This window comes from Bacillus sp. DB-2, from assembly GCF_003315125.1.
Lineage (GTDB): Bacteria > Bacillota > Bacilli > Bacillales > Bacillaceae_G > Bacillus_A > Bacillus_A mycoides.
Map to the genome: position 1 here is coordinate 15,345 of NZ_QNRN01000017.1, position 25,371 is coordinate 40,715.

The following is a 25,371-nucleotide window of genomic DNA, read 5'->3' on the forward strand; positions in this document are numbered from 1 at the left end:
TACTGGTTCTACCGGAAACACCGGTTCTACTGGTTCTACCGGAAACACCGGTTCTACTGGTTCTACCGGAAACACCGGTTCTACTGGTTCTACCGGAAACACCGGTTCTACTGGTTCTACCGGAGCTACTGGTCCTACTGGTCCTACTGGTCCTACTGGTCCTACTGGGTCTACCGGAAACACCGGGCCTACTGGCAGCATTGGACCCACTGGTATTACTGGACCTACCGGAATCACTGGGCACACCGGTAGCAGTTCAGCAAAAAGCATCCTTTTCCAAGGAACTAACGCTGAGTTTCAACGTATAGCAGGTGCTCCAGCAGTTGATTCCAATATTATTCCTTATGTAATTGCTGGATCTGGAAATATAGCTGGTTTTTCTGCATCTATAAATGTAAATAATTTGCCTATAGAAGTTTATACAATTCAAATCTGCACTAATGTCCCAACAAACCTTTCCGCCCCTACCTCTGATCACGTTATATCTACTATTACTTTTACCACTACGGCTAAAATCACTGGAACAATCACATTTACTATTACTCCTTCAGACGTTGGATCACAGCTAGTTCAAGTGTATGACCCTACCCCTTTACCAGGACCTGCCACTGTTATTTGGACTAGTACAACAACTGGAAATCCAGTTTCAAGAGGAGACGCATTATGCCTTTATATTAGCCCTGGGATTACTGACAGTGCTATATACTCTATTTTTCTAATTACCTCTATTTAAACTGTACTCTATAGAAAAAGCTTTAATCAGTAGGGGGATCCCTTCCCTACTGATTATTGGTTGAACCAATTGGATCTTAACGCAAGATAAATTAAAAAACATCACTTTTGATTAAGTGATGTTTTCTATTTATCTCTTACACTATCATTAAATCGGCAACATAATCTCAACAGTCGTTCCAACTCCAACTTCACTTTCAAAGTTCAATTTACCGTGGTGATCTTTAATAATTTTTTCCGTAACTACTAATCCTAAGCCTGTTCCAGTTTCTTTCGTTGTGTAAAAGGCTTCATTTAGCTTCGGAATTTTATCTTTCGGAATGCCGCATCCCTCATCTATAATTTGAACAATGATCACATCTTCCACTATAACTTTTACAGTAATAGTTCCGCCAACTGACATTGCTTCAATCGCATTTTTTATTAAATTAAAAAATACTTGTTTCAATCGTTTTTCATCACATGTAATTGAAGGTATATCTTTACTATAAATAGCATGCATTTTTATCCCTTGTTCTAAAGCTGGCTTTTCCATAACCCTGATAACATAAGAGATGATTTCTTTAATATTATGCGTTTCAGATTCTACCGATTTAGATTTCTCAAACCCATTTAGTTCTGTAGCAATTGTATGAATTCGCTCTACTTCCTGTCTCATAATTTCACTATAAATTTTATCTTCTGGATATTTTTTCGCTTGCTTATTCACAAGTTTTTTCAATTTTTCTAACGGTCTTCTAATCTTATCGCCAATTACTGTCGCCATTTTCCCAACCATTGCTAATTTTTCTACATTTCGTATTTCTTTATCCATCATTTCAAGTGTACGAACGTAAGATTGGAATCTTAAAAATATAATCCAACATATAATAACAAACACGCTATATAATGCTATTGGGATAAGAACAATAAAGGATTGAACAACGAATCCCATAAGTGCATATTTCCCAACAATAGTTCCGGCAACTAACCAAAAGTACCTCTTATTCACAAATATCGGTGCAAATAAAATAAAGAATCCTTCTACTATATTCCCGCCATCAAATTCCGCATCACTTCCGTAATAAATAATGAAGTTATTAATAAAATCCAATATATTATAGCCAATTAAAATAATATACTTCACAATATACGGATTTTTCCATTTCATAAAATAAAGTCCTATAAAGAATAATCCAACCATCAAACTATATAGCCATAAACCTAATCCTTCTTCAAAAGCATCTGCTAGTTTTTGATTTTTATCTGATAAAAGGACAATAGCTTTTTCAGCAAAATCATACGCAAAAAATATAACGAAGAATAAGCTTAAAAATATTATTAATGCCTTTATCTCTTCTTTTTCAAATATATTGCCTTTTTCCATATGATAACTCCTTTAACAACACCTCTTAATCTTGTGTCACATTGCGCTCACATTTTTTCGGGAGCAGTATTTCTACTCTCGTTCCTTTCTTTACTTCACTAGAAATGTGTAATTCTCCAAGATGCTCTGTCACAATTCGCTCTACTACCGTAAGACCTAATCCAATTCTATCTTGCTTCGTTGTATAAAAAGCATCCTTAACTCGTCCTAAATTATCCTTTTTTATCCCAAAACCACTATCTACTATACTTACTATTACATAATCTCTTTTTTTATTTTCAACTTGTATTTTTAATGTTCCGCCATGTTCCATTGCCTCTAAAGCATTTTTAATAACATACAAAAATACTCCTTTTAATTTGCGTTCATCACATTCAATTTCACTTCTATTTTGCTCTTCATTAAAGGTGCAATTTATATTTAACTCGTTCATTTTTCCGCGCATGTTTTCTACCGCTTGTACTAAAACATCACTTACAATGTGTTTTTCATAAACAGAAGGTTTACATGTAGCAACCTCCATTAATTCGCTAATCATATTATTCATATTTTCGATTTCAAGAATCATTTGTTCATATGTTGCATCTTTTTCGTGTTTCTCTTTTTGTAATTGCGTAAACCCTTTTAATGAAGCAAGTGGGTTTTTAATTTCATGTCCGACTGTCGCTGCCATTTTTCCGATAACCGCCAATTTTTGTGACTGACTTGCCTCTGCAATACGTCCCTTTACTGCTGAAAGATATTGTAAAAATCGATTTAAAATAATAAATGACACGAAAAGTAACACCATATTTATAACAAGAGACATAAACAGGTTAAGTTCTCCAAATACAAATAGGTATATCATATATTTCCCTATAAGGAATGGCGCTAGGACAAATAAATATCTTTTACTCAAAAAGATCGGTACGAAGAAAATGAAAATATATTCAATTACATTCCCTTCATCAAATGCTATTGTATTATGAAAAGCATACCATCCAATATTAAAAGTCTCTGCGATCATGTATGCAAATAAATATGTATATTTAACTAAATATGCTTTTTCTCTCTCAAATAAGTAAACACTAATACCTAATATAGCCATAATATATGCAAGCTTCCATATCCCTTTATGCCAATTTGCTAAAGGCATTGTATCTTCTAATATAATCGCGTATGCAACCTCGTATACAATTAAAATAACATGTATTACCCATAAGAAAATCTTAGCGTTTTTCTTTTCTTCTTTAGCTGATAGAAAACTCTCTTCCACTTCAACACCCCTTCAAAAGAATACCATTTATTATAATAAATGATTTTCATAGACAAACAAAGATAAATTGAACAAATGAGGAAAATCAATCCATAGATAATATACTTCCCCACACCATATGTAAGCATAAAAACCATGAACAATAATACGTATAATATGGGAGGTGCTTTATATGGACGGTCGTGAAAATAAGAAGATAGAACAGTTACAATCCTTTACGAAAAACAATGAAGGAAAAGAGATGACAACGAATACGGGTGTCAAAATTTCAAATGATGAAAACTCTTTAACCGCCGGCGATCGTGGTCCTACACTTTTAGAAGATTTCCTGATGCGAGAAAAACTCGCTCATTTTGACCGCGAACGAATTCCTGAAAGAGTCGTTCATGCCCGTGGTTACGGAGCACATGGTGTTTTTGAGCTATATGATTCTTTAGAAGACTTAACAATGGCTCATTTTTTACAAGACCCATCTAAAAAGACACCTATTTTTATTCGTTTTTCTGAAGTTGCTGGATCAAAAGGTGCAAATGAAACGAACCGAGATGTACGAGGATTCGCTGTTAAGTTTTATACAGAGGAAGGAAATTTCGATTTAGTGGGTAATAACATTCCGATTTTCTTCATTCAAGATGGTATTAAATTTCCGGATCTTATTCATGCCCTTAAACCAGAGCCACATAATGAGATTCCCCAAGGACAAACAGCACACGATACTTTTTGGGACTTTATCGCCAATAATCAAGAATCAGCTGCGATGATGATGTGGATTATGTCGGATCGCGCAATTCCGAGAAGTTTTCGAATGATGCAAGGGTTCGGCGTTCATACATTTCGTTTAGTTAATAAACACGGAAAGTCACGATTCGTAAAATTCCACTGGAAGCCAAAGCTTGGCGTTCACTCGTTAATTTGGGATGAAGCTCAAAAACTAGGCGGCGCTGATCCAGATTATCATCGCCGTGATTTATGGGAAAATATTAATGCTGGAAACTACCCTGAGTACGAACTTGGCGTTCAAATTTTAGAAGAAGAGGACGAATTTAAATACGATTTCGATATATTAGATGCAACGAAAATTTGGCCGGAAGAAGACTTCCCTGTTAAAATCATCGGAAAAATGACGTTAAATCGGAACGTTGATAACGTATTTGCGGAAACAGAACAAGTCGCACTGCACCCTGGAAGCATCGTCCGCGGTATCGATTTTACAAATGATCCTCTCTTACAAGGCAGACTATTTTCTTATACAGATACACAATTAGCACGCGTCGGTACAAACTATCAAGAGTTACCGATTAATCGTCCAGTATGTCCTTTTCATAACAATCAAAGAGATGGTGCGTCTAAATATATAATTGATAAAGGAAAAGTCGCTTACCATAATAACTCTTTAGCTAATAACTCTCCCTTTACTGTACCTGGTACGAAAGGCGGTTTCGTTACATATCCTTCTACTGTTTCTGGACATAAAACAAGAGAAACAGCCGCTAGTTTTAAAGACCATTTCTCACAAGCCCGTTTATTTTGGAATAGTATGAGCCACGTCGAAAAAATCCATATTATGCAGGCCTTTTCCTTTGAATTAGGAAAAGTAAAAAGTAAATCAGTTCGCCAACAAGTCGTAGGTATGATTAGTCATATAAGTACAGAATTAGCTACTTTAGTAGCTGAAGCAGTCGGGGCAACAGTGCCAAATGTTCAAGAATCAAATGTTACAAAATCCTCGCCAGCACTAAGTATGGAACATACAGCATTCAGCCCAAATACATTACGAGTAGGCGTCATTGTCGCAAACGGATATGACGATCAAAACGCAAAATATATTATAAATCAATTCAAACAAGCCGGTCTTCAGCCCGTTATTATTTCCGAACGATTAGGTTTTGTGCAAGGCTCTCAAAATGGACAGTGGGAAGTGAATGATACTTTCTTAACAGGATCACCGCTTCTTTATGATGGGCTACTTCTTATTGGCGGAAATATTAATGATCATTTTCTTAACAAGGCAAGTTCATTCGTCGTAGAATCGTATAATCACTTTAAGCCAATTGGCGCTTTCCAAAATGGAACTACTATTGTTCAATCTTTAAACATCGAAGGAAAACCTGGCGTTATAACAGAACAAAACCCTACCTTACTTGCAAATGAATTTATTCAGGCAATGACAAAACAGCGATTTTGGGAAAGAGCCTATTAAAATGTATGAGGAGGATACATCATGTTCGTTACAGTTGAAAAAGATGTACACATTTTTGTTGAGGATATTAACCCAGGCCCTGGAAGTAAACCTGTCTTCTTCATTCATGGCTGGCCTTTAAATCATCAAATGTACCAATATCAATTTAATATCTTACCACAACATGGTTTCCGCTGCATCGCCATGGATATACGAGGAAACGGACAGTCTGATAAACCATGGACTGGTTACACTTATGATCGTTTAGCTGATGATATCGCAATTGTATTAGAAGCACTTCAAATAGAAAATGCTACGTTAGTCGGCTTCTCAGTCGGTGGCGCTCTCTCTATTCGGTATATGTCACGATATGATGGGCGTCGTATTTCCAAACTTGCATTAGTGGATGCTGTCTCTCCTTCTTTCGTGAAAAACCAAGAATCCCCTTACGGCGTACCGAAAGAACAAGCAGATGCTCTTATTAATCAAATGTATGTAAATTTACCTAAGTTTCTAAGTGATGTATCTTTATCATTTTTTAATAGAAACTTAGGAGCGGCTACACTAGAATGGTTTTCTTATCTCGGTATGCAGTCCGCTTCTTATGCTCTCATCAAAATTTTGCAAGCAGCCGCGACCGAAGACGTAACGAAAGATTTAAGTAAAATTAACGTTCCAACAAAAATATTCCACGGTGTTCACGACCAACTCATCCCTTATAAAAGTGCTGAGCTAACAAAAGAGCGAATTAAAAATTCTGAACTATATCCTCTTACAAATAGTGGCCACGGCTCTCCAATCGATCAAGCGGATGAGTTAAATAAAGAACTGATAAAATTTTTAAATTCATAGTTCCTTTACGGCAAATTCTTTTTTCTTAACTACCTTTTGCACGAGCAAATTCCACATATGGCTTATTCTTCTCTTCCATTAAAAATAAAACGATAATGCGGAAAAAATGAAGAGTTGGAACAATCGTCATACAAAGAATCGGTAAGACATATGCACTTTCATCATTAAACGCATAAATGGTAACGAAGCGATATCCTGTCTGTTTATAAATCCATACAACAAATAATTGCAAACTAAAAATTAATAACAAATCTGGAACTGATTCTATTAAAATTAAACAAATTGTCCAATTATATACTAGATGAAAAATTCACACACTTCTCACAAATTAATTATTAAAACGACTCTATTTTAATTTATACTAAATGTACAAGTAATACTCCCTAAACCTAGCTTGTCTGGTTATCCCGTTAAATACTATGAAAAAAGAACTTGTATCGTATACAAGTTCTTTTTTGTCGCCTATTTAAATAATATATCCTTACTATATTGCTTTCCGATGAGTAAGTCATATTGAATAAACTCATATTGCTTTAACATTTCTTTTTGTTTTTCTGTTAAACTTTTTATTGCTTCTCCGTCTTTTCCTATCTTCAATTCATCACGAAGTACGGGAATTTCTCCATATAACTTCGATAAAAATTGATAGAACGGTACCTTATTTAATCCAGCATAATCAAAGACAAGATTTGAAAAATAGATTGGACTTACTAAACCTAAATTGTCATTTGGCATATCAAAATTTGCATACATTAATAACGGCGTTTGCGCCATCGCTAATCGTTCACTTGGCGTTTTTTCATTCGTTATATAACCAGTCTCTTTATAAAGAGATTTATTTGTTCCTAGTGATGGGAGATGGTCCCCAAAGAATACTAATAATGTAGGTCTATCTAAATTATCTAGCTCCTCTATTAAATATTGAAGAGCTTCATCTGAACGTCTTAAACCTTCTGTATAAGTCTCTAATTCAGCCTTCGATTCTTCATTCTCTAAACCACTAATCTCTATTTGATTTTCGCCAAATCTTCCTTCTGTAAATGGAAAATGATTTTGCATTGTAACCGCATGAATAAAAGTAGGTTTCTTTTGCTTCTCTAATTCAGCTATTATCTCTTTACTCATAGATAAATCGCTAATATAATCTCCATCAACTTCTACATTTTCCATCGTATCTTGTGCATTAAACTTATCAAACCCTAACACTTTATATACGTCATCCCGTTTAAAGAATGAGCGACCGAACGAATGAATTGCACTTGTATAATACCCTTCTTTTTTCAAAGCTCGAGGAATTGATGGAATTTCTTTCTTATTTGTAACAACTTGCTGATACGGTATAGATCCTGGTTTTAACAAACTCATTGAATAACTCGTTAATACCTCAAATTCAACGTTCGCAGTATTTCCTCCAAATGCAGGAGAAATAGTTTGTCCACCAGGAAAACTTTCTATATAATGATGCAAATTAGGTAAAGGATCTTCACTAAAGGACAGGTTCGTTAACTTCGTTGGATCCCAAAACGATTCACTCATTACAAAAATAATATTCGGTTTCTCTTTTTGCTTCTGCGTCCCTATATTGCTACTATATTGTTTCTTTATATCGTTTGCTATTTGAAGCATACTTTCTTTTGAATACTCTTTCGGCTTTTCAATAACTGTTGTATCTAGATTACTTATAAAGCCTAACACAAAACCGTTCGAAGCATAATTTTCATTTTGATTCCACAAAACGAACTCTATACCTGACTTTTGAAACCATTTATTCATAAACGTATTCGTAAAATTACCATACACATATAAAATAAAAACGGATCCTATTATAAATAGTACTCGTACGCCTGCATGAACTTTTACATTTTGAATATACTTCCTCACATACATACCCGCCAAAATACAGACAACAACACTTACAATAACGAGAAGAATATAACCCCAACTAAAATAATCCATCACCATTGGTATAACAGATTGCATATGTCCAATCTGTGTAAAATCAGAAGGATATAGTGGGTCTCCCCTAAAAACAATTTTGAAGTGATTTACAATAGCCAAAATGATTAGCAAAATGCTTGTCAAAATAGTACTCAAAAAAACTTTCCCAAGCACGTTATACACCAAAACATATATCGCATAAATTACAATTAAACTAAATATAAACTGTGCGTTATAATTGTAAATCCAATTCAGTGTATTTACGAGATTCATATTATTTTGCGTGAAAATAAAAAGCAAAGTAACCACATTCGCTACTAAAAACATTCTAATATAAATCCTAATAATACGTTTAAATTTATTAACAATATCTTTATTCAAATGCGCAACATACAATAGTACAATCCACATCAAAATTGTCATTATACTTAAGACAATTTTTTGATTTAACATATCTTTCATCGTATCTAAACTAAAATATTTTAAAATCAAGAAAAGTGTGGGTATTACATATAGGGTTACTAGGCCACTTAACATCGCTGAAATTAATATACTTCTTCTTGACTGATGAAATGAAAAATTACACCTCAATTCATTCCCTCTTTTCTGTTTATTAATTTCACCCCGCACCGTAATAAAATATTACTTATATAAACATAACATATTATGTACACAACGTCTTCTCATGTACACCCTCCGTATAATGTCATCTGTTACCTCTTGTACATACCGAATAGAAAAGAACCTGTCATGTGACAGGTTCTTCTCGTTATTTATTAGGATACGATGATTAGCATGTTTACTATACAAGAGGAAGCATCCATATTTTCCATATGATACTTACGATTACTATAAGTACAAAATCAAACAAATCTAATCTCGGACCCTTTTTCATAGTCATGTCTAGCCACATATGCATCCATTTCATTTCCTTATATTTATGAATATTTTTCTTTGCGAATCGGTAAGTGAGCACTTGCATGATGTAAATTCCAATTACGCAAATAAGCAATAAGATGAGAAATTCAAACACAAAATTCCTCCCTATTTTTGAAGCGTTCTTTCTACTATATGGTTCTTCAAAATCCATTCCTCAAACTGAGCACTTCCAAACTCCCAGCTCAAATCACGAGCATGTACAGAAAAAACGTAATAACCAGCATATTCGTCCATAAACCGACCTGTCTCTATCTCCTCTTTCTGAAGACCGTATACTCCAAAATTAAAATACACATCCCACACGTCTTCATGCTTCCTCTTATAAGCAATCGATTCCATATCACATTCAGTTCCGAAATAATCAAGATGTAAATGTACGCTATCATCGTATTCGTAATCCATTTTATCACCCCTTATATTTGTACTTCTTTACTACCCAAAAAATTCCTGCTATATATACTCACATATGGGCACTTACCTACATATTATGCTTGTAGATTGACTTCTAGGAGGTGTCATATAGTGAAAAAATTAATAACCGTTTTTTGCATCATGTTACTAGCTGTTTTCACATTCGCTGCTTGTAGTAGTACAAAGGAAAGTACGAAAGAACAAGCTCAAAAAATTCGCGTTGGCGAAGTTACACACTCTCTTTTCTACGCACCATTATATGTTGGAATGGAAAAAGGATTTTTTAAAGATGAAGGCTTAAATATTGACTTACAAACAACAGCTGGCGGAGATAAAACGATGACCACCCTTTTATCTGGCGGAATTGATATTGCTCTCGTTGGTTCAGAAACGTCTATTTATGTTCATCAACAAGGAGCAAAAGATCCTGTCATTAATTTTGCGCAGCTTACACAAACAGATGGCACATTTTTAGTTTCCCGTAAAAAATTAGACTCTTTTAATTGGAACGACGTAAAAGGCGTTACGTTTTTAGGACAGCGTAAAGGCGGCATGCCGCAAATGGTTGGTGAATACGTTTTAAAGAAAAATGGTATTGACCCTCGCAAAGATACGAACTTAATTCAAAATATCGAGTTTGCTAATATTGCAAATGCCTTTGCATCTGGTACGGGAGAATTTGTACAGCTCTTTGAACCGACTGCAAGTATACTTGAAAAAGAAGGAAAAGGTTATATCGTCGCGTCTTTCGGAGCTGAATCTGGTACTGTCCCTTATACAACGTTTATGGCAAAAGAAAGTTTCTTAAAGAAAGATAAAGCTGCTGCAGAAAAATTCACGCGCGCACTATATAAAGCGCAGCAATGGGTTGATACACATAGTCCAGAAGAGATTGCCGATGCCGTTTCACCACTATTTAAAGACACTTCAAAAGACATTTCAGTAAAAGTAATTGAACGCTACAAAAAACAACATTCATATGCGACAAATCCATTATTAGATGAGGCAGAATGGAAACAACTCCAAACGATTATGAAAGAATCTGGTGAATTACAAAAAGAAGTTCCACATGAAGCGCTCGTCAATACAAAAATTGCCGAAAGCGTTATTAAGAAATAGAGGCGAAGTGTATGAGCTTTTTACAAATACGTAACGTTTCTCACTGCTTTTTTGCAAAAGAAAATGCCAAACTTATTCTTGAAGATATGAGTTTGCAAGTAGACGAAGGCGAATTTATTTCAATCCTTGGTCCAAGTGGTTGCGGAAAAACAACGCTCCTCTCCATCATCGCAGGTCTACTCGATCCAATTGAAGGTATCGTATTTTTAGATGGTGAACCGATTACAACTAAGACCCCCTCTATGGGCTATATGCTCCAGCAAGATTACTTGTTTCCGTGGAAAACAATTGAAGAAAATATTATGCTCGGACTTCATATTCGGAAGGTTTATGATGAAAATACGAAAGAACATACATTAAAGCTTTTAAAACAAGTCGGCCTATATGATATAGAACAGCAATACCCTCGTGAACTATCCGGTGGTATGCGCCAACGTGCTGCACTCGTTCGAACATTAGCGACCGACCCAAAAATTTTATTGTTAGATGAACCATTTTCCGCTCTTGATTATCAAACAAAATTAAAACTAGAAGATCTCGTCTTCACATTACTACGTAACTATAAGAAAACATCCCTACTTGTGACACATGATATTGAAGAAGCAATTGCGATGAGTGATCGTATTTATTTGCTGCAGGCGAACCCTGGAAAAATTGCAAAAACATTCATCGTCCCAGAAAGTATCCGTTCCTTATCGCCGTTAGAAGCACGCCACCACCATGACTTCCCATCCCTCTTCCAAGAAATATGGAAGGAGCTGGAACGACTTGGATAATATAAAACAACTACATGAACAGTTTCGAAAAAAAGAAAGACAACATGCATGGTTAGCTCGCTCTTTACAACTTGTACTTCTTGTTCTTTTCTTTGCACTATGGGAAATAGCTAGTAAAAAAGAATGGATTGATCCTTTACTCTTTAGCTCTCCTTCAAGTATTTGGGATCTCTTTTTAACGAAATGGATTGACGGTTCACTTTGGGTCCACATATGGACGACATTACTTGAAACAGGAGTAGGCTTCATTCTCGGAACTATACTCGGAGCTATTATTGCTACTCTCCTTTGGTGGATGCCACTTTTGGCCCGCGTACTTGATCCTTATCTCGTCGTCCTAAATGCAATGCCAAAAGTTGCACTCGGTCCAATCATCATTGTTATTTTCGGTCCAAATATTTCATCCTCTATTGCAATGGGGGTAATCATCTCCATCATCATTACCATTCTCGTTATTTACAGCGCATTTCAAGAAGTCGATTCCAACTATATTAAGGTCATGGACACATTTGGCGCAAATAAATGGCAATGCTATAAGCACGTTATTCTCCCTTCATCTTTCCCTGCAATTATTTCAACGTTAAAAGTGAATGTTGGCTTATCATGGGTCGGTGTTATTTTCGGGGAACTCCTCGTTTCTAAACAAGGGCTTGGCTATTTAATTAGCTACGGATTCCAAGTCTTTAACTTCACACTCGTCTTACTCAGTGTATTGCTCACTTGTGTCCTCGCAACTCTTATGTATGTATTTGTCGAGGCATTTGAAAAACTCCTTATTGGAAAACGAAAAAAAAGCTGACTTAGAGCGATACGCTAGAGTCAGCTTCTTTCTTCTACCTTTTATCACACATTTTCGAATTATCTGTAACATTCCCATTAGCAACCGTAACTGTATGGAAACAATCTTTCACACGCACCGTAACGACATTATCTTTTCGATCAATAATATGATAATCATTAAACTCTTTATTTAATGCACTACGAATTTGCTCCCCTTCAAAAATCGGAAAACCGTGAGACATTACCCAAATGAGACCAGCAACAGCAAGAATCGTTTTCATACGTTTCATTACCTCCTCGAGAGTAAACTTATAGCCCCTATACTATGCGCATTATAATTGTGTCTAATTTGTGACGTTTTTATACTAATTCTATTTTAATGATTCAGTTCCTTCTTCTTTTTTAAAAAAGACAGAATTTTCAATTTTATCAATATAAAGAAACGCAAAGAACTACAATTCTTCACGTTTTCCCTTGGCTAAAATATATCGAACACATAATTCGCATTAATGTCCACTTGGTTGTTCTATCGTTTTCGAAACATCATATAATCCAGCTAACACTTCCGCTCTCATTTTTACAAGCTCAGGGAATTGATAGAAGAAGGCAATTTTTTTATATTTTAATTCTGTTCCTTCTTTCACCTTTTTTGAATCTTGTAAAATAAACGCTGTAAATGTATCCGCAATATCCTCCGCTACATTTGTCGTTCCATACAGTGAAACAAACTCACCATGCTTTTCCTTAAAAAATTCAATTTGAGCTTCTTCGCTTTCTTCCACTTTCTTTTCTGTCCACTCCTGGTCAATTGGTTTCCAGAAAGAATTATAAAATTGATTTATATAAGAGCTCTCCTTCGCACATCCTTCTTGTAAGAAAAGAGATTTACATTTATTTTGGTATGATGAAATATCTTTATCTTCTTCAAAAGCCTTTAAGTACTTTTCATTTACTGGTATTTGTTTATGTCCCAGTGTCAATACGTGAGCCGTCTCATGTATTAATGTTTTCATCACTTGATCGATATTTACTGCAGAATCAAGCGTATCTAAACTAATGGTCCACTCTTTCGGATACTCCATACTCGGCATAACATGAGCCACAATTCCATCGTACCCATCTGTTACCATATCAAACTCTTTTATGTCAGTGCGATACTTAGCAGGAATAAGCGTGCTATACATCTCCCATAACGATTCATGATAATCCCTATCTTGACGTTGCTTTAATACTTCTTCTTTCGCGTCCTTATCCTCCGCAAAAGCCTTATTCAATCGTTTACGATCTAGTTTATCGAAATAAGGATCTACAATTTCATCACCATCAATATAATAAGAAGCTAAAAAGAAATAATTTTCATCATCCTTTTTTTTCATTTCTGCTTCTTTCATATCGTTACTTGAATGTCCTTCTAAATCATAATCCTCTAGTACTTCAAGTTCTGAAAGTCCATCTATCTTTTTATATACTTTTTGAAGTGTTTTATCACCTATTTGTGTGCATTCTTCTGTCGTTTCGCACACATCTTTTTTCTCTCTTTTCGAAGTTTGCTCCGACATATCACATCCAGCTACTAAGCCCGTTGAAATCATAAAACACACTAACTTGCCATAAAGTTTCTTCATACGCACCTCCATTATTCCATTCTACAAAAATATCATAATCATTTTTTAACGAATATGCGATAATTAATTATAAAAACTGTATGGAGGTTTCCCATGATTCGAGCAATCTTATTTGACTTAGATGGAACACTATTAGATCGTCGTCAATCTTTAGAGCAATTTATTCGTGATCAATATAATCGCTTCGCCTTTCATTTGATAAACATAGAAAAATTCGAGTATTGCTCTCGTTTTCTCGAACTCGACAATAATGGTTACACGTGGAAAGATAAGGTATATTCCACTCTCCTTTGCGAATACAACATTACCACTTTAACGCAAGAGCAACTGCTGCACGACTACATTACAAACTTCCAACATCATTGTATTTCTTTCCAAAACATGCATGAATTACTTCAACAACTAACTCAGCAAAACATTAAAATCGGTATTATTACAAACGGCTTTACTGATTTTCAAATGAACAACCTTCGAGCACTAAACATACATACGTATACAAACACGATTCTTGTTTCAGAAGCGGAAGGAATTAAAAAGCCTCACCCTGAGATTTTCGAACGTGCTTTACAAAAGCTAAACGTAAAAGCAGAAGAATGCCTTTACGTTGGAGACCATCCAGAAAATGATGTGCTTGGTTCTGAACAAGTAGGGATTCTTGGCGTTTGGAAGAGAGATTTATTTTGGGGTGACTTTGAACATCCACGTGTGGTGGATGATTTATTAGAGGTGCTTTCGTTTTTAGAGGTGGAAATAAAAAAAACATAAAGCAGTCCAAAGAACCACTCTACGGAAGAGAGGTTCTTTGGACTGCTTTACTCATAAACTGTAAACTGCGGTTTACTCGGATGATCTTTAACTAGCGCATCATCTGGAAACTTTGAAACTTTTTTATATAAAGCAATGTCACCGATACAACCTGCTGTTAGTAGAATCCCTAAAAATGAGAGTGGCTCCAGATTCATAGCTAATCCCAATACAATTGGTAAAATTCCAGTTGGTAAAAACGGAAGCATTAACACTGTCTTCATTTGCTTTACTGTAATCACCTGTTTAGAATGAGCATATGCAGCACCTAATTTCCAATTGACGCCCCATTTTAGTTCACTCCACGGAACACCTCCGATATAGCGAAATCCAATTAAATGTATTGCCTCATGAATACAAACGAGAATAATCATTCCAATAATCAAAAGAAACATAATCGGCAATGTAATTTCAATTTGAAACTCGCCTGAAAAAAGCGCATGTAAAAAACTAATTCCAAATGCCAAAACAAATATTATAAGAAATGCATAGAAATTTAATTTAACCATCGAAACCGCAACAGTCGTTTCTTTTCTTTTATCCATCTTTTCCCCTCCTAAAACGTAAATACACCTTTACAAAATTGTATAATATACCCAAAATAAATGTAAAGATATATTTACATTTATTTTGAACACAAAAAAAGAAACCGGCCACTTTACTTCGTAAAACAGCCGATTTCTTCTATATGTTTCATCGTACGCGCTAATACATCATCGCGCATAATAAAGCTAAATTTTCTATCAGTTTTAATATTATCAGGAATGTCTTTTAATAACACAGACCCTTTCGTTTCTTCGTAATGCGTATGTTGCTCTACCGCACTAATTGTTGCAAAATAAATGTTTTTAATGATTATTTTGTCTTTTCCGGATACTTTGTATTGCCCTAAGTAAGTTAAATCAGAAACTATGCCGCCGGTTTCCTCATGAACTTCTCGAACTGCCGCTTCTTCCGGTGTCTCCCCGAGTTCTACTTTACCACCTGGAAATTCAAGACCACGGCGTAAATGATGCGTTAATAACCATTGATCCCCGTACCGGCATACAACCCAAACATGCTTTGGCTCAGGAGAAAATGGGTAACGTTCAAACGATAATTGTACAGTGTTGTGGTAATAATCTTTAAATTTGTACATGCCATTACTCCCCTATTGATGATTACAAGTTTTTCCTACCACAAATTGTAGCATATTCTCGCTTTTCTGCATAATATTATCCAATTACAATCCATTGATTATTCCCATTTGCGCGACTAATTCTTTCGTTTCATGATTCCCTAAATCATAAATCATTTTATATGCTTTTTGTAGTTGTTCATCATATCGATCATTATTCGAATCGTGATGATACTCAACGAATGGAACGTGGGAGCGTACATACGAACCTAAGTCCTCTTCATACGCTTGATCAAAATACTCTCTTAACTCCGTAATCTCTTCGTCATTTGCATAAATTTCAAAATTATACGTATCCGCCGTCTTCACTTGCGAAATTTGACCATTTCCAACTGATATATAATATGTTTTTTTATTCTCCATGTAACACCCTTCTTTCATCCTTTTAATTTCTATTGTTTTCATCAATTACAAAATTATGTAAAATAAAGAAAAGGAGGGATTTCATGCTCAAAATATTAATTACCGGCATTATAATCGTACTGATCGTATTAGTACTCTCCGTCATGACGATTAATAAAGGCTACGCATATAAAGTGAAACTATAATCAGTGGGGGTTTTGTTCATCCCCCACTGATTATTAGCCTTCACCAATCGGGCGTTTACGGGCAGTTGATCTCCCACCTAACTTCTTTGCTCCATCCGAATTTTGAGGTGGGAGTTTTACTGCCCGTTAATGCGGGATAAACATTCTGTTGATAAGCCCGAAGATAACCCTTACCCGAAAAATAATAAGGAGGAATCATAGTATGCCTCGTATACTTCGCATCGCAATCGCACTCACTGTGATAATTATGTCAGCAATTGGGCTCTATACAGGTCAAAATAACTTTCTACCACTTTCACAATTTCTATTAGGCGCTTTAATGTTTCTCATCGCAATTGAGCAAATAAAAAAGAAGGATTCAGGAACCGGATTTATTTGCATTGTTGCTGGAGCTTTCATTTGGATTGTTCTTATCATTACCTACATAAAATAGAAGGAGGGTCCTTGATGTTAAAAGGAGTTCGAATTACTTTTTCACTTATCGCTTTATCTATAGCAATCTATAGTTTTATCAGCGGCAACAGAGACATTATGCCTTACATGTTCATTTCCTTAGGCTTGATGGCTTTCACTATGGGTCTAGAAGAAATAAAGAAACAGAGACAATCTAGTGGCACACTTGCTTTCATAGCTGGCGCTGCTGCTTTATTTCTTGGCTTCTCAGAAATATTTCGTTAAATAATCTGCTATCTTTTAAATGGAGGGTGATACAATGCTAAAACCATTTCGCATTATATCCGCTCTTATCGTCATCGCTCTCGCTCTATATGGAATGTTTGCAAATCCGCTTGTTACGATGCCCTATATGCTTATTGCCTTATCTATTATGACTTTCATCATTAGTGCAGAAGAAAAACAGAAACAAAATAAAGTAAATAGTACAATCTCTTTCTTTTCTGGCGTCTTTACTTTAATTATTGTCATTCTTATTCTTGTTTCTCGATAACAATACTTCTACTAAGGAGGATTTCATGTTAAAAAACTTTCGAATTATAATAGCTACTATCGCTCTCATTCTCGCTCTACTTAGCCTCTTTGCAAACTTCTCTATACTTTTACCATTCGTATTTATCCTTTTAAGTATTATGTTTATCCTTTTTGGAATTGATGAAATAAAAGAGCAGCAAAAAGCAAAAGCCTTTGTTTATTTTCTCGGTTCTGTCTTTATTTTATATGTTGGAGTGTCTAGTATACTTTCATAAAAAAAGAGCAAGTTTTCTCTTAACAAAATAAAAAAACTGCCCTTTCACAGGCAGTTTCACTTTATCCAAACACTTTCTCAAGTTCATCTTTATCTTGGCTTAACCAGAAGTTCATTAAGCGTTGTGCTCCTTCTAAGTCGTGAAGCTTCGCTTGGCCACATTGTGTTTCATTTGCAGCTGGAATTTCTGTAATTTGAACCGCATCTTTTAATGTTAGTTCTAATAAATCAATGATTTCTCGAACAGTCGGTGTTCCGCTTACTACAAGATAATATCCTGTTTGGCAACCCATTGGTGAAATATCGATAATATCAAAATGCGGATAACGATCAATATATTTACGTAAATTAAATGCTAATAAATGCTCTAACGTATGAATAACATCTGGTTTCATTGCTTGTTTATTTGGTTGGCAAAAACGAATATCAAATTTATTTACAATACCGTCACTACCTACATTGTGGACTCCGCAATGTCTTACATAAGGCGCCTTTACAATTGTATGATCTAATTCAAAGCTTTCTACTGATGGCATATAACATCTCTCCCGCTTTTAATTTAATTCCGTTATATCCAATATGATATAACGGAAATCGACATTAGTAAAGAATTATGTACGGTCGTGCTATAATACTTTAAGACTATGCTGAAAAGGAGACCATTATGAAACAGATTTTTATCGGTATTATACGCTTTTATCAAAAGTTCATTTCTCCGATGACACCGCCAACGTGCCGCTTTCATCCGACTTGCTCTCATTATGGATTAGAAGCGTTTCAAAAACACGGTGCCTTCAAAGGATTTTGGCTTACATGTAAGCGTATATTAAAATGTCACCCTTTCCATCCAGGAGGATTTGATCCTGTCCCAGATAAAAAGGATGACAAAGTAAATTCTTAATTTTCATAACCATTTACAACTAAATCTAATTTTCCTGTGTCAGGATCTATAACAAGACCGTGAACAGGTACTTCTTCCGGAAGTAACGGATGGTTGCGAAGTATTGACACACTATGTTCTACACTTTCTTCTACACTAGAGAACCCTTGTAGGAATCTTTCTAAATCGATTCCAGAATAACGAAGTGTATCTAATTTCTCTTCTGTTACGCCGCGCTCTTTCATTTTCTCAATTGTACTGCTTGCTTGAATTTTTGCCATACCACAATCATGATGACCGACAACACATACTTCGTCAGCTCCAAGCTCATATACAGCGACTAAAATACTACGCATAATACTTCCAAACGGATGTGAAATAACAGCGCCTGCTACTTTAATAATTTTCACATCACCGTTACGCATATTCATTGCTTTCGGTAATAATTCAACAAGACGAGTATCCATACAAGAGATAATTACCATCTTTTTGTTTGGAAATTTCCCTGTTTCATACTCTTCGTATTTTTTCTCTTCAACAAATTTTTCATTGTATTGTAAAATCTCTTCTAATGACTTCATAGTAAAGAACCCTCTTTTCTCTCATTTACACTACATATATAGTGTACCAAAATTTGAAAAACTCAAAAAGGATATTGCTTTATAGTAAAAATAGGATATTTTCAGATAATCGACATAATTCTTTCAAAATATACACACACCTTTGTAACAAGTCTCACATACTTTAAACGTTTTTTCACTATAAACTGATTGTAGATAATGTAAAAAAGGAGTGAATATTTATTATGTCCGACGTTCTGTTACTAAGTCGTTTTCAATTTGCAATTACTATTTTTTATCACTTTTTATTTGTACCTTTGACAATCGGACTTGTTATTTTAGTAGCATGTATGGAAACTCAATACGCCCGCACATTGAATCCAACATACCGTAAAATGGCAAATTTCTGGGGAAAACTTTTTACAATTAACTTCGTAATGGGGATTATAACCGGAATTACGATGGAATTCCAATTTGGAACAAACTGGTCTGAGTACTCCAAATATATGGGGGATATTTTCGGATCACCTCTCGCAATCGAAGCACTCGTTGCCTTCTTCTTAGAATCTACTTTCATGGGAATATGGTTATTCGGTAAAGACAAAATCTCACCAAAGTTCCGTGCTTTCTGTATGTGGATGGTTGCACTTGGAACAAATATTTCTGCCCTTTGGATTATTACAGCCAACGGCTTTATGCAAAACCCCGTTGGCTATGTAGTACGTAATGGCCGCGCTGAATTAAATGACTTCTGGGCTCTTGTTACAAATCCATATGCATGGAATATGTTCTTCCATACTGTAATTGGTTGTTATATTGTCGGTGCTTTCTTCGTTATGGCAATTAGTGCATATCACTTACTACGTAAAAACGAAGTGGAATTCTTCAAAAAATCATTTAAATTTGGTTTAATGTTAGGTTTATTCGCCGCAACAATTACACCATTTATGGGCCATCAATCCGGTGTATCAGCTGCTAAATATCAACCAGCAAAAGGAGCTGCGATGGAAGCAGTTTGGGAAACTGGAAAAGGACAAGGCTTCTCAATCATTCAAATTCCTGATGTGAAAAATGAAAAGAACTTTGAATTCCTTACTATTCCAAAACTCGGAAGTTTCTTCTATACAAACTCATTTGATGGAGAAATTGTTGGTTTAAAAGATATTCCGAAAGAAGATCGTCCAAACGTTAACCTCGTGTACTATAGCTTCCGCTTAATGGTTGCACTTGGTATGTTCTTTATGGCATTAACTTGGTATGGATTCTATTTAAACCGAAAAGGAAAACTAGAAAACTCAAAACGTTATTTAAAAATTACAATGTGGTCTGTCTTACTTCCATACATTGCGATTAATGCTGGCTGGATTGTTGCTGAAGTAGGTCGTCAACCATGGACAGTTTATAAACTAATGCGTACAGCAGAATCCGTGTCACCTATATCAGTTCCACAAATTTGGTTCTCATTAATTAGTTTAATATTGTTCTACACTTTACTCTTAATTGCAGATGTATACTTAATGCTGAAGTTCGCGAAAAAAGGACCCGCTGCATTAGAAGAACCTGCTACTGAAGGAGGTACAGCTCATGTCTCATGATATGCTTGCAATTATCTGGTTCGGTTTATGGGGCGTAATTTGGACAGTTTACTTCATTCTTGATGGCTACGCACTCGGTAACGGGATGATTTTCCCATTCGTTGCGAAAGACCGACAAGAACGAAATCAATTACAAGAAGCAATTGGTCCATTCTGGGGTGGTAATGAAGTATGGTTAATTACAGCTGGTGGTGCAACATTTGCTGCCTTCCCAATCACGTATGCAAATATGTTTAGTTACCTATATACACCACTGTTTTTAGTATTACTTGCACTATTTGCTCGTGCCGCTGGACTTGAATTTATGCATAAAGACGATTCACCAATTTGGCAAAAAACTTGTAAATGGGCATTTACAAGTGGTAGTTTCCTAATCGCCTTCTTATTCGGCGTTACATTCGCTAACCTGTATTACGGGCTGCAAATCGGAAAAGATGGTTATGAAGGAACTTTACTTAGCTTACTAAACCATTATGGTATTTTAGGTGGTCTTTTCTTCACTGCTATATTCGTCGTATCTGGTGCCCTTTGGATTATGATTAAAACAACTGGCGAAGTATCTGATCGTGCTTATAAAATCGCAAGACCATTTTCAATGGCAGCTGCTATCATTTTAGCTATTTTCTATGTCGCAACTGCAAATCGTACAAATTTATTCCAAAACTTCACGGAATATCCTGTACTATTCATTCTTCCAGTACTTGCAATGTTAATGAGTGTACTCACACTTATTATGGTGTACAAACATAAAATCGGCCTTGCATTCACATTCGTTTGCTTAACAATCGCAATGTTTATGACAACTGGTTTTGCAGGTATGTTCCCAAGAATGTTACCATCTCGTATTAACGACGCTTATAGTACAACGTTATACAAAGCAGCTGGTAGTCAATTAAACTTAAAAATTATGTTCTTCGTTGCAATCGTCATGGTACCAATCGTTATTGGATATCAGCTTTGGAGCTACAGCATATTTAAAAATAAAATTCATAAAGACTCTGCTAAAGGATATCACTAAAATAAAAAAGACACTTCGAGCGAAGTGTCTTTTTTATTTTACGTATGATTTTCGATAAGATGTTACATTTCTAATCTAACAACTATGATAAAGAAGAATCACTAACAGCTCACAACTAAATTGTATCACAGGGCAAGCACATCATTTTATGCAATTTTACATATAAAAATTATAACGTAGATTGAATTACTTGGTCATACACATCGTTATCCGTTACATCTGCCGTACTAATACCACTGAATGTCCTCACATTTAATCCGGTATTTGAAGATCCCGATCCATTATAAGCTTTCGTTTTTTCAATCGGATGCACATTATATTTATCACCTAAATTAATTGTTCCGTTACAGTTTTCAATAATAACACCTTCAACGACTGCCGGCATTTTTTCACCTACTTTCATTTCGTTACTTTTATTTTATGAACATCGCCTAAAAAAATAGCATGTTTCAATAAGAAAAAGCACTCAAATTGAGTGCTTTTTCTCTAAGCATTACTGGCAAGTTTGGAGACAGTTGACTTCTTCAAAATTTTATTAGGGGTAATATTTTGAAAAAGAAAGCCTTTCATATGTAGCTTAACACCACTGGAATATATAGTAAATTGATAATGTTTATACGGAATATTGCTAATGTTTAGTATAGATAGTTTGCACTACGTTAATAGTGGAAATTATCTATACTAAGAAACAAAAAGACGCCTTTCAAGAAGACGTCCTTTCCCCTGTTTATATATACCCCATCCCGCTTTTTGTAAACACACACTAGAAAACAGAATCATGAATTGTTACAAGATTGTTAGGTACAAAAAGAGTAGAGGTAAATATTAATATAAAATTCTGCTTTATAGCGTGTATCCACAACTTATATTTTAATCCTCTTCCCTTGAAAATAAACATAATATGCATAATTACATACCAAAAAGAAAAAGACACTCCACAGAGTGCCTCTTCAACCATTTTACTTTTAATATATCGCTTTGAATACATTTTACCATATTTAACTATATCGTTTGTTGAGAAAATTCGAAATCGTTATTTTTTTATCAACATCTTCAAAATCATGTAATATTAAGGATGCAATAAAACATTATACAAATTGAGGTGTACTATATTTATGTATTTCGGAATTATTCCTCTTATATTGTTTATTATTTTTCTTATTTCTTACTTAAAAGATCCACGGAAAATAATAAACGGTTTTTTATTCAATGCCTTTTTCTGTTCTTTCCTTATTTTTTGCACTATTACATCCTATGATTCAGGCAATAATACCCTGCATTCAATCATATTGCTACCTATTTTAGCACTTATCATTATGATTCCTTTTGGTATTATCGCTTTAATGTTTGGGTTATTTCTGAATGCTAGAATTTTAATGAAACGAGAAGGAAGACGTTTCACTAACTGTTTAACACTCATTGCTGCTTTAGGTATTTTATTCTTTATGTTACTCCCTATTATAAATCCAGCAAGTTTGTTCTCATCACATTTCCAGCCTATTTTTGCTGGTATTTCTCTTATAACTGTATATTTCTTTATACACTTATCTAACTTCTTAACTGCTTATTTTTTATACCAATTCAACAGACCAAGGCGTAATCAAGATTTCATCATCGTTCTTGGTAGTGGCTTAATTAATGACAAAGTGCCACCTTTACTTGCAAGTCGTATTAATAAAGCAATCGACTTTTACTGGAAACAAGCTGCTGTGAATACACCACCAACAATTATTTTCTCTGGTGGACAAGGTCCAGATGAAGGGCTTCCGGAAGCAGAAGCGATGCAAAAGTACGCTGTTGAAAAAGGAATTTCTCTTGAACATACAGTGCAAGAAAATCGCTCTGTAAACACATATCAAAATATGTTGTTCTCTAAAGAAATTATGGATTCTTTAAAGCCTGAAGGTAAATATAGAAGTATTTTTACAACGAACAATTTCCACCTTTTCCGCGCTGGTATATATGCAAGACAAGCTGGCCTTAATAGCCAAGGAATCGGATCAAAAACAGCCTTTTATTACTGGCCTAATGCAATGATTCGCGAATATGTCGCAATTGTCGTTATGGGGCGTAAGCGCCATATGAAAATATGTGGAACTATTTTAGGTTTCGCTTTATTCCTAACAGTCGTTAGTTTTATACTTTCTTAACAACATCCCATCCTTTAAAAGGATGGGATTTCTTATACGAATTTCAAAAATATTTTAATGGTAATATGGTGATAATATCCCCTGCATACATCCATTAAAGGAGAATTTTTTCAAATTAAATGTTAAAATGGAGTTTAGGTGTGAATTACGTAACAAATAAGAAACTAGTTTGAAACGAGGAAATTATATGAAAAAAATGATCAAGAGTAAGCCCAATAAGCTGAAAATTGCTTCAAAAGCTTTGATGATTATTATTGGGGCATTTATCACAGCGTACGGATTAGAAGCTGTCTTAATTCCAAATAACGTATCCGACGGTGGTGTGACTGGTTTAAGTATCGTTAGTTCAAGATTATTTGGATTGCCATTAGGAGCTCTAATCGCAGTTATTAACATTCCTTTCGTTTGGTTAGGATATAAACAAATCGGTAAAAGCTTTGCAATTTATTCCATCATCGGGATTGCTTCATTAGCAATAGGTACCGTTGTCATGCACGGAATACCAACTATTATTGAAGGCGATACACTACTCGTTACAGTTGTTGGTGGTATTATTATCGGTTTCGGTATGGGACTAGCCTTACGTAACGGCGGCGCATTAGATGGAATCGATATGCTAGCTGTATTACTTTCTCGTAAGTTACCTTTTGGAACAAGTGACCTTATTTTATTCTTAAATATGTTTGTCTTTATTTTTGTTTCAACAGTATTTGGTCTTCAAGGGGCTATCCTTTCGGCAATTGCTTACTTTATCGCTTCGAAAGTGATTCATATCGTTGAAGTTGGTTTAAGTGGTTCGAAAACATTTAAAATCATCACGAAAGAGCCTGAATTAATGGTAGAAACAATTCGCGATCGTTTAGGCCGAAGCGCAACGTATAACGAAGTATATGGTGGTTATTCAAGAGAGAAATTCAAAGAAATTTCTTGTGTAATTAACCGTTTAGAAGAAAGTAAAATGAAGGACCTGATTAATGAAATCGATCCTAATGCCTTTATTACAGTTTATGACGTAGCTGAAGTAAAAGGCGGTAACTTTAAGAAACGTGATATTCATTAATCATTATGAAAAAAGAGGGTGTGCCAAAATATTGGTGCAGCCTCTTTTTATTATGAAGTTGGTAAATCGATATTCCTTTTCGAATCGTTGATATATTTTGAGCTACGATAGATATAATCGAAAAACCGTTGATATATTTTACTCCCCCCATCTTCCCCCGCTTTTAATCCAATCGACGTACTTTTGAAAGGCGGGCACTTCATGCTGAAAGCGAAGCGGAACATATAGAAAGAGAGTACATGTACACAGTATCCATAGAATACCTACTATAAAGTGAAATTTCATCGTTGTGCTAATAAACAAACTGAGAAATAAGACGAGGAACATAATCAAACTAAACCTTTTATATATACTCATAATAATCTCCTCCTTATAACTTAATTGTACCAGCTATAAGGAATTAATT

The 25,371-nt window shown here is 35.0% G+C and carries 31 protein-coding genes and 1 pseudogene (1 of these 32 cut by a window edge); 17 read left to right on the plus strand and 15 right to left on the minus strand.

Annotated elements, in window-relative coordinates; translation table 11 throughout:
- A protein-coding gene (locus DET63_RS24680) for a collagen-like domain-containing protein (protein WP_113938153.1) crosses the window boundary here: on the plus strand, positions 1 to 733 show its 3' portion. It extends 641 nt beyond the left edge of the window; only the last 733 of its 1,374 coding nucleotides appear in the window; its start codon lies beyond the left edge, outside the window; its stop codon occupies positions 731 to 733.
- 147 nt (positions 734 to 880) lie between these two features.
- On the opposite strand, the gene DET63_RS24685 is transcribed toward DET63_RS24680, so the two are convergent.
- Both DET63_RS24685 and DET63_RS24690 read right to left on the minus strand, forming a co-directional pair.
- On the minus strand, positions 881 to 2,098 hold the full coding sequence (locus DET63_RS24685) for an ATP-binding protein (protein ID WP_113938154.1): 1,218 nt from the start codon (positions 2,096 to 2,098) through the stop codon (positions 881 to 883).
- A 25-nt stretch (positions 2,099 to 2,123) separates the two neighbouring features.
- Positions 2,124 to 3,353 (minus strand): ATP-binding protein, encoded by a 1,230-nt coding sequence (locus tag DET63_RS24690; RefSeq protein ID WP_113938155.1) that lies wholly within the window; start codon positions 3,351 to 3,353, stop codon positions 2,124 to 2,126.
- A gap of 172 nt (positions 3,354 to 3,525) precedes the next feature.
- Between DET63_RS24690 and DET63_RS24695 the strand changes: the two genes are divergently transcribed.
- Together DET63_RS24695 and DET63_RS24700 are read left to right on the plus strand one after the other, a co-directional pair.
- Positions 3,526 to 5,553 (plus strand): catalase, encoded by a 2,028-nt coding sequence (locus DET63_RS24695; RefSeq protein WP_113938156.1) that lies wholly within the window; start codon positions 3,526 to 3,528, stop codon positions 5,551 to 5,553.
- A gap of 21 nt (positions 5,554 to 5,574) precedes the next feature.
- Positions 5,575 to 6,384 carry an alpha/beta fold hydrolase gene (locus tag DET63_RS24700; RefSeq protein WP_113938157.1) on the plus strand — a complete coding sequence of 270 codons (810 nt, stop codon included), beginning with the start codon at positions 5,575 to 5,577 and terminating at the stop codon, positions 6,382 to 6,384.
- Between the two features lie 25 nt (positions 6,385 to 6,409).
- On the opposite strand, the gene DET63_RS24705 is transcribed toward DET63_RS24700, so the two are convergent.
- From DET63_RS24705 to DET63_RS24720, 4 genes are all read right to left on the minus strand, one after another.
- Complete coding sequence (locus tag DET63_RS24705; protein ID WP_395923201.1) at positions 6,410 to 6,634, minus strand: ABC transporter permease family protein; 225 nt, start codon at positions 6,632 to 6,634, stop codon at positions 6,410 to 6,412.
- A 212-nt stretch (positions 6,635 to 6,846) separates the two neighbouring features.
- Entirely contained in the window at positions 6,847 to 8,913 is a 2,067-nt protein-coding gene (locus DET63_RS24710; protein WP_113938159.1) for an LTA synthase family protein, read from the minus strand.
- Positions 8,914 to 9,124: 211 nt separating this feature from the next.
- Positions 9,125 to 9,355, minus strand: coding sequence for a hypothetical protein (locus DET63_RS24715; RefSeq protein WP_113938160.1), 231 nt, complete (start codon positions 9,353 to 9,355; stop codon positions 9,125 to 9,127).
- Between the two features lie 11 nt (positions 9,356 to 9,366).
- The gene (locus DET63_RS24720) at positions 9,367 to 9,663 is read right to left on the minus strand and encodes a DUF3986 family protein (protein ID WP_113938161.1); all 297 of its coding nucleotides are present in this window, start codon (positions 9,661 to 9,663) and stop codon (positions 9,367 to 9,369) included.
- 120 nt (positions 9,664 to 9,783) lie between these two features.
- Here DET63_RS24720 and DET63_RS24725 point away from each other — a divergent pair, with 120 nt between their 5' ends.
- Genes DET63_RS24725 through DET63_RS24735 form a run of 3 tightly spaced genes read left to right on the plus strand, consistent with a single transcriptional unit; the run spans position 9,784 to position 12,366 of the window.
- Complete coding sequence (locus DET63_RS24725; RefSeq protein ID WP_113938162.1) at positions 9,784 to 10,791, plus strand: ABC transporter substrate-binding protein; 1,008 nt, start codon at positions 9,784 to 9,786, stop codon at positions 10,789 to 10,791.
- A gap of 11 nt (positions 10,792 to 10,802) precedes the next feature.
- Positions 10,803 to 11,567: an ABC transporter ATP-binding protein gene (locus DET63_RS24730; RefSeq protein ID WP_016102906.1), complete on the plus strand. Its 765-nt coding sequence runs from the start codon at positions 10,803 to 10,805 to the stop codon at positions 11,565 to 11,567.
- Entirely contained in the window at positions 11,560 to 12,366 is an 807-nt protein-coding gene (locus DET63_RS24735) for an ABC transporter permease (RefSeq protein ID WP_002089141.1), read from the plus strand. The genes DET63_RS24730 and DET63_RS24735 overlap by 8 nt, the downstream gene beginning before the upstream one ends.
- 34 nt (positions 12,367 to 12,400) lie before the next feature.
- Here DET63_RS24735 and DET63_RS24740 read toward each other — a convergent pair whose 3' ends face one another.
- Positions 12,401 to 12,628: a hypothetical protein gene (locus DET63_RS24740; protein ID WP_002199053.1), complete on the minus strand. Its 228-nt coding sequence runs from the start codon at positions 12,626 to 12,628 to the stop codon at positions 12,401 to 12,403.
- A gap of 225 nt (positions 12,629 to 12,853) precedes the next feature.
- A complete protein-coding gene (locus DET63_RS24745; RefSeq protein ID WP_113938163.1) occupies positions 12,854 to 13,972 on the minus strand; it encodes a recombinase family protein in 1,119 nt (372 codons plus the stop codon).
- Between the two features lie 93 nt (positions 13,973 to 14,065).
- On the opposite strand from DET63_RS24745, the gene DET63_RS24750 reads away from it, so the two are divergent.
- Positions 14,066 to 14,737 carry an HAD family hydrolase gene (locus tag DET63_RS24750; RefSeq protein WP_113938164.1) on the plus strand — a complete coding sequence of 224 codons (672 nt, stop codon included), beginning with the start codon at positions 14,066 to 14,068 and terminating at the stop codon, positions 14,735 to 14,737.
- A 47-nt stretch (positions 14,738 to 14,784) separates the two neighbouring features.
- On the opposite strand, the gene DET63_RS24755 is transcribed toward DET63_RS24750, so the two are convergent.
- From DET63_RS24755 to DET63_RS24765, 3 genes are all read right to left on the minus strand, one after another.
- A complete protein-coding gene (locus DET63_RS24755; protein WP_113938165.1) occupies positions 14,785 to 15,321 on the minus strand; it encodes a DUF3267 domain-containing protein in 537 nt (178 codons plus the stop codon).
- A 113-nt stretch (positions 15,322 to 15,434) separates the two neighbouring features.
- Positions 15,435 to 15,914: an antimutator 8-oxo-(dGTP/GTP)ase gene (gene mutTA, locus DET63_RS24760; RefSeq protein ID WP_002015736.1), complete on the minus strand. Its 480-nt coding sequence runs from the start codon at positions 15,912 to 15,914 to the stop codon at positions 15,435 to 15,437.
- 84 nt (positions 15,915 to 15,998) lie between these two features.
- A complete protein-coding gene (locus DET63_RS24765; protein ID WP_002089150.1) occupies positions 15,999 to 16,316 on the minus strand; it encodes a hypothetical protein in 318 nt (105 codons plus the stop codon).
- Positions 16,317 to 16,399: 83 nt separating this feature from the next.
- Between DET63_RS24765 and ytzI the strand changes: the two are divergent.
- The 5 genes and pseudogenes from ytzI to DET63_RS24790 all read left to right on the plus strand — a co-directional run.
- Positions 16,400 to 16,489: pseudogene (gene ytzI, locus DET63_RS24770) on the plus strand (YtzI protein); the annotation flags it as partial.
- 214 nt (positions 16,490 to 16,703) lie between these two features.
- A complete protein-coding gene (locus tag DET63_RS24775; protein WP_113938167.1) occupies positions 16,704 to 16,934 on the plus strand; it encodes a YczI family protein in 231 nt (76 codons plus the stop codon).
- Positions 16,935 to 16,948: 14 nt separating this feature from the next.
- Positions 16,949 to 17,179, plus strand: coding sequence for a YczI family protein (locus DET63_RS24780; RefSeq protein WP_113938168.1), 231 nt, complete (start codon positions 16,949 to 16,951; stop codon positions 17,177 to 17,179).
- 34 nt (positions 17,180 to 17,213) lie between these two features.
- A complete protein-coding gene (locus tag DET63_RS24785; protein WP_113938169.1) occupies positions 17,214 to 17,447 on the plus strand; it encodes a hypothetical protein in 234 nt (77 codons plus the stop codon).
- A 25-nt stretch (positions 17,448 to 17,472) separates the two neighbouring features.
- The gene (locus DET63_RS24790; protein WP_113938170.1) at positions 17,473 to 17,703 is read left to right on the plus strand and encodes a YczI family protein; all 231 of its coding nucleotides are present in this window, start codon (positions 17,473 to 17,475) and stop codon (positions 17,701 to 17,703) included.
- A 61-nt stretch (positions 17,704 to 17,764) separates the two neighbouring features.
- Here the strand turns inward: DET63_RS24790 and luxS are convergent, their stop codons facing one another.
- On the minus strand, positions 17,765 to 18,238 hold the full coding sequence (gene luxS / locus DET63_RS24795; RefSeq protein ID WP_001141371.1) for an S-ribosylhomocysteine lyase LuxS: 474 nt from the start codon (positions 18,236 to 18,238) through the stop codon (positions 17,765 to 17,767).
- Positions 18,239 to 18,366: 128 nt separating this feature from the next.
- Between luxS and yidD the strand changes: the two genes are divergently transcribed.
- A complete protein-coding gene (gene yidD, locus DET63_RS24800) occupies positions 18,367 to 18,603 on the plus strand; it encodes a membrane protein insertion efficiency factor YidD (RefSeq protein ID WP_002112460.1) in 237 nt (78 codons plus the stop codon).
- Here the strand turns inward: yidD and DET63_RS24805 are convergent.
- Positions 18,600 to 19,163, minus strand: a complete 564-nt coding sequence (locus tag DET63_RS24805) for a beta-class carbonic anhydrase (RefSeq protein ID WP_002089163.1) — start codon at positions 19,161 to 19,163, stop codon at positions 18,600 to 18,602. The two genes, yidD and DET63_RS24805, sit on opposite strands and share 4 nt — an antisense overlap.
- Positions 19,164 to 19,387: 224 nt before the next feature.
- Here DET63_RS24805 and cydA point away from each other — a divergent pair, with 224 nt between their 5' ends.
- Positions 19,388 to 20,737, plus strand: coding sequence for a cytochrome ubiquinol oxidase subunit I (gene cydA / locus DET63_RS24810; protein ID WP_060750091.1), 1,350 nt, complete (start codon positions 19,388 to 19,390; stop codon positions 20,735 to 20,737).
- Positions 20,727 to 21,755, plus strand: coding sequence for a cytochrome d ubiquinol oxidase subunit II (gene cydB / locus DET63_RS24815; RefSeq protein WP_113938171.1), 1,029 nt, complete (start codon positions 20,727 to 20,729; stop codon positions 21,753 to 21,755). Before cydA ends, cydB begins: the two co-directional genes overlap by 11 nt.
- A gap of 169 nt (positions 21,756 to 21,924) precedes the next feature.
- On the opposite strand, the gene DET63_RS24820 is transcribed toward cydB, so the two are convergent.
- On the minus strand, positions 21,925 to 22,158 hold the full coding sequence (locus tag DET63_RS24820) for a spore germination protein (RefSeq protein WP_088040298.1): 234 nt from the start codon (positions 22,156 to 22,158) through the stop codon (positions 21,925 to 21,927).
- A gap of 712 nt (positions 22,159 to 22,870) precedes the next feature.
- Between DET63_RS24820 and DET63_RS24825 the strand changes: the two genes are divergently transcribed.
- Both DET63_RS24825 and DET63_RS24830 read left to right on the plus strand, forming a co-directional pair.
- Entirely contained in the window at positions 22,871 to 23,905 is a 1,035-nt protein-coding gene (locus DET63_RS24825; RefSeq protein ID WP_113938172.1) for a YdcF family protein, read from the plus strand.
- Between the two features lie 187 nt (positions 23,906 to 24,092).
- Positions 24,093 to 24,965: a YitT family protein gene (locus tag DET63_RS24830; protein WP_000738210.1), complete on the plus strand. Its 873-nt coding sequence runs from the start codon at positions 24,093 to 24,095 to the stop codon at positions 24,963 to 24,965.
- Positions 24,966 to 25,103: 138 nt separating this feature from the next.
- Here DET63_RS24830 and DET63_RS24835 read toward each other — a convergent pair whose 3' ends face one another.
- A complete protein-coding gene (locus DET63_RS24835) occupies positions 25,104 to 25,322 on the minus strand; it encodes a hypothetical protein (protein WP_002167505.1) in 219 nt (72 codons plus the stop codon).
- Positions 25,323 to 25,371: the final 49 nt, after the last annotated feature.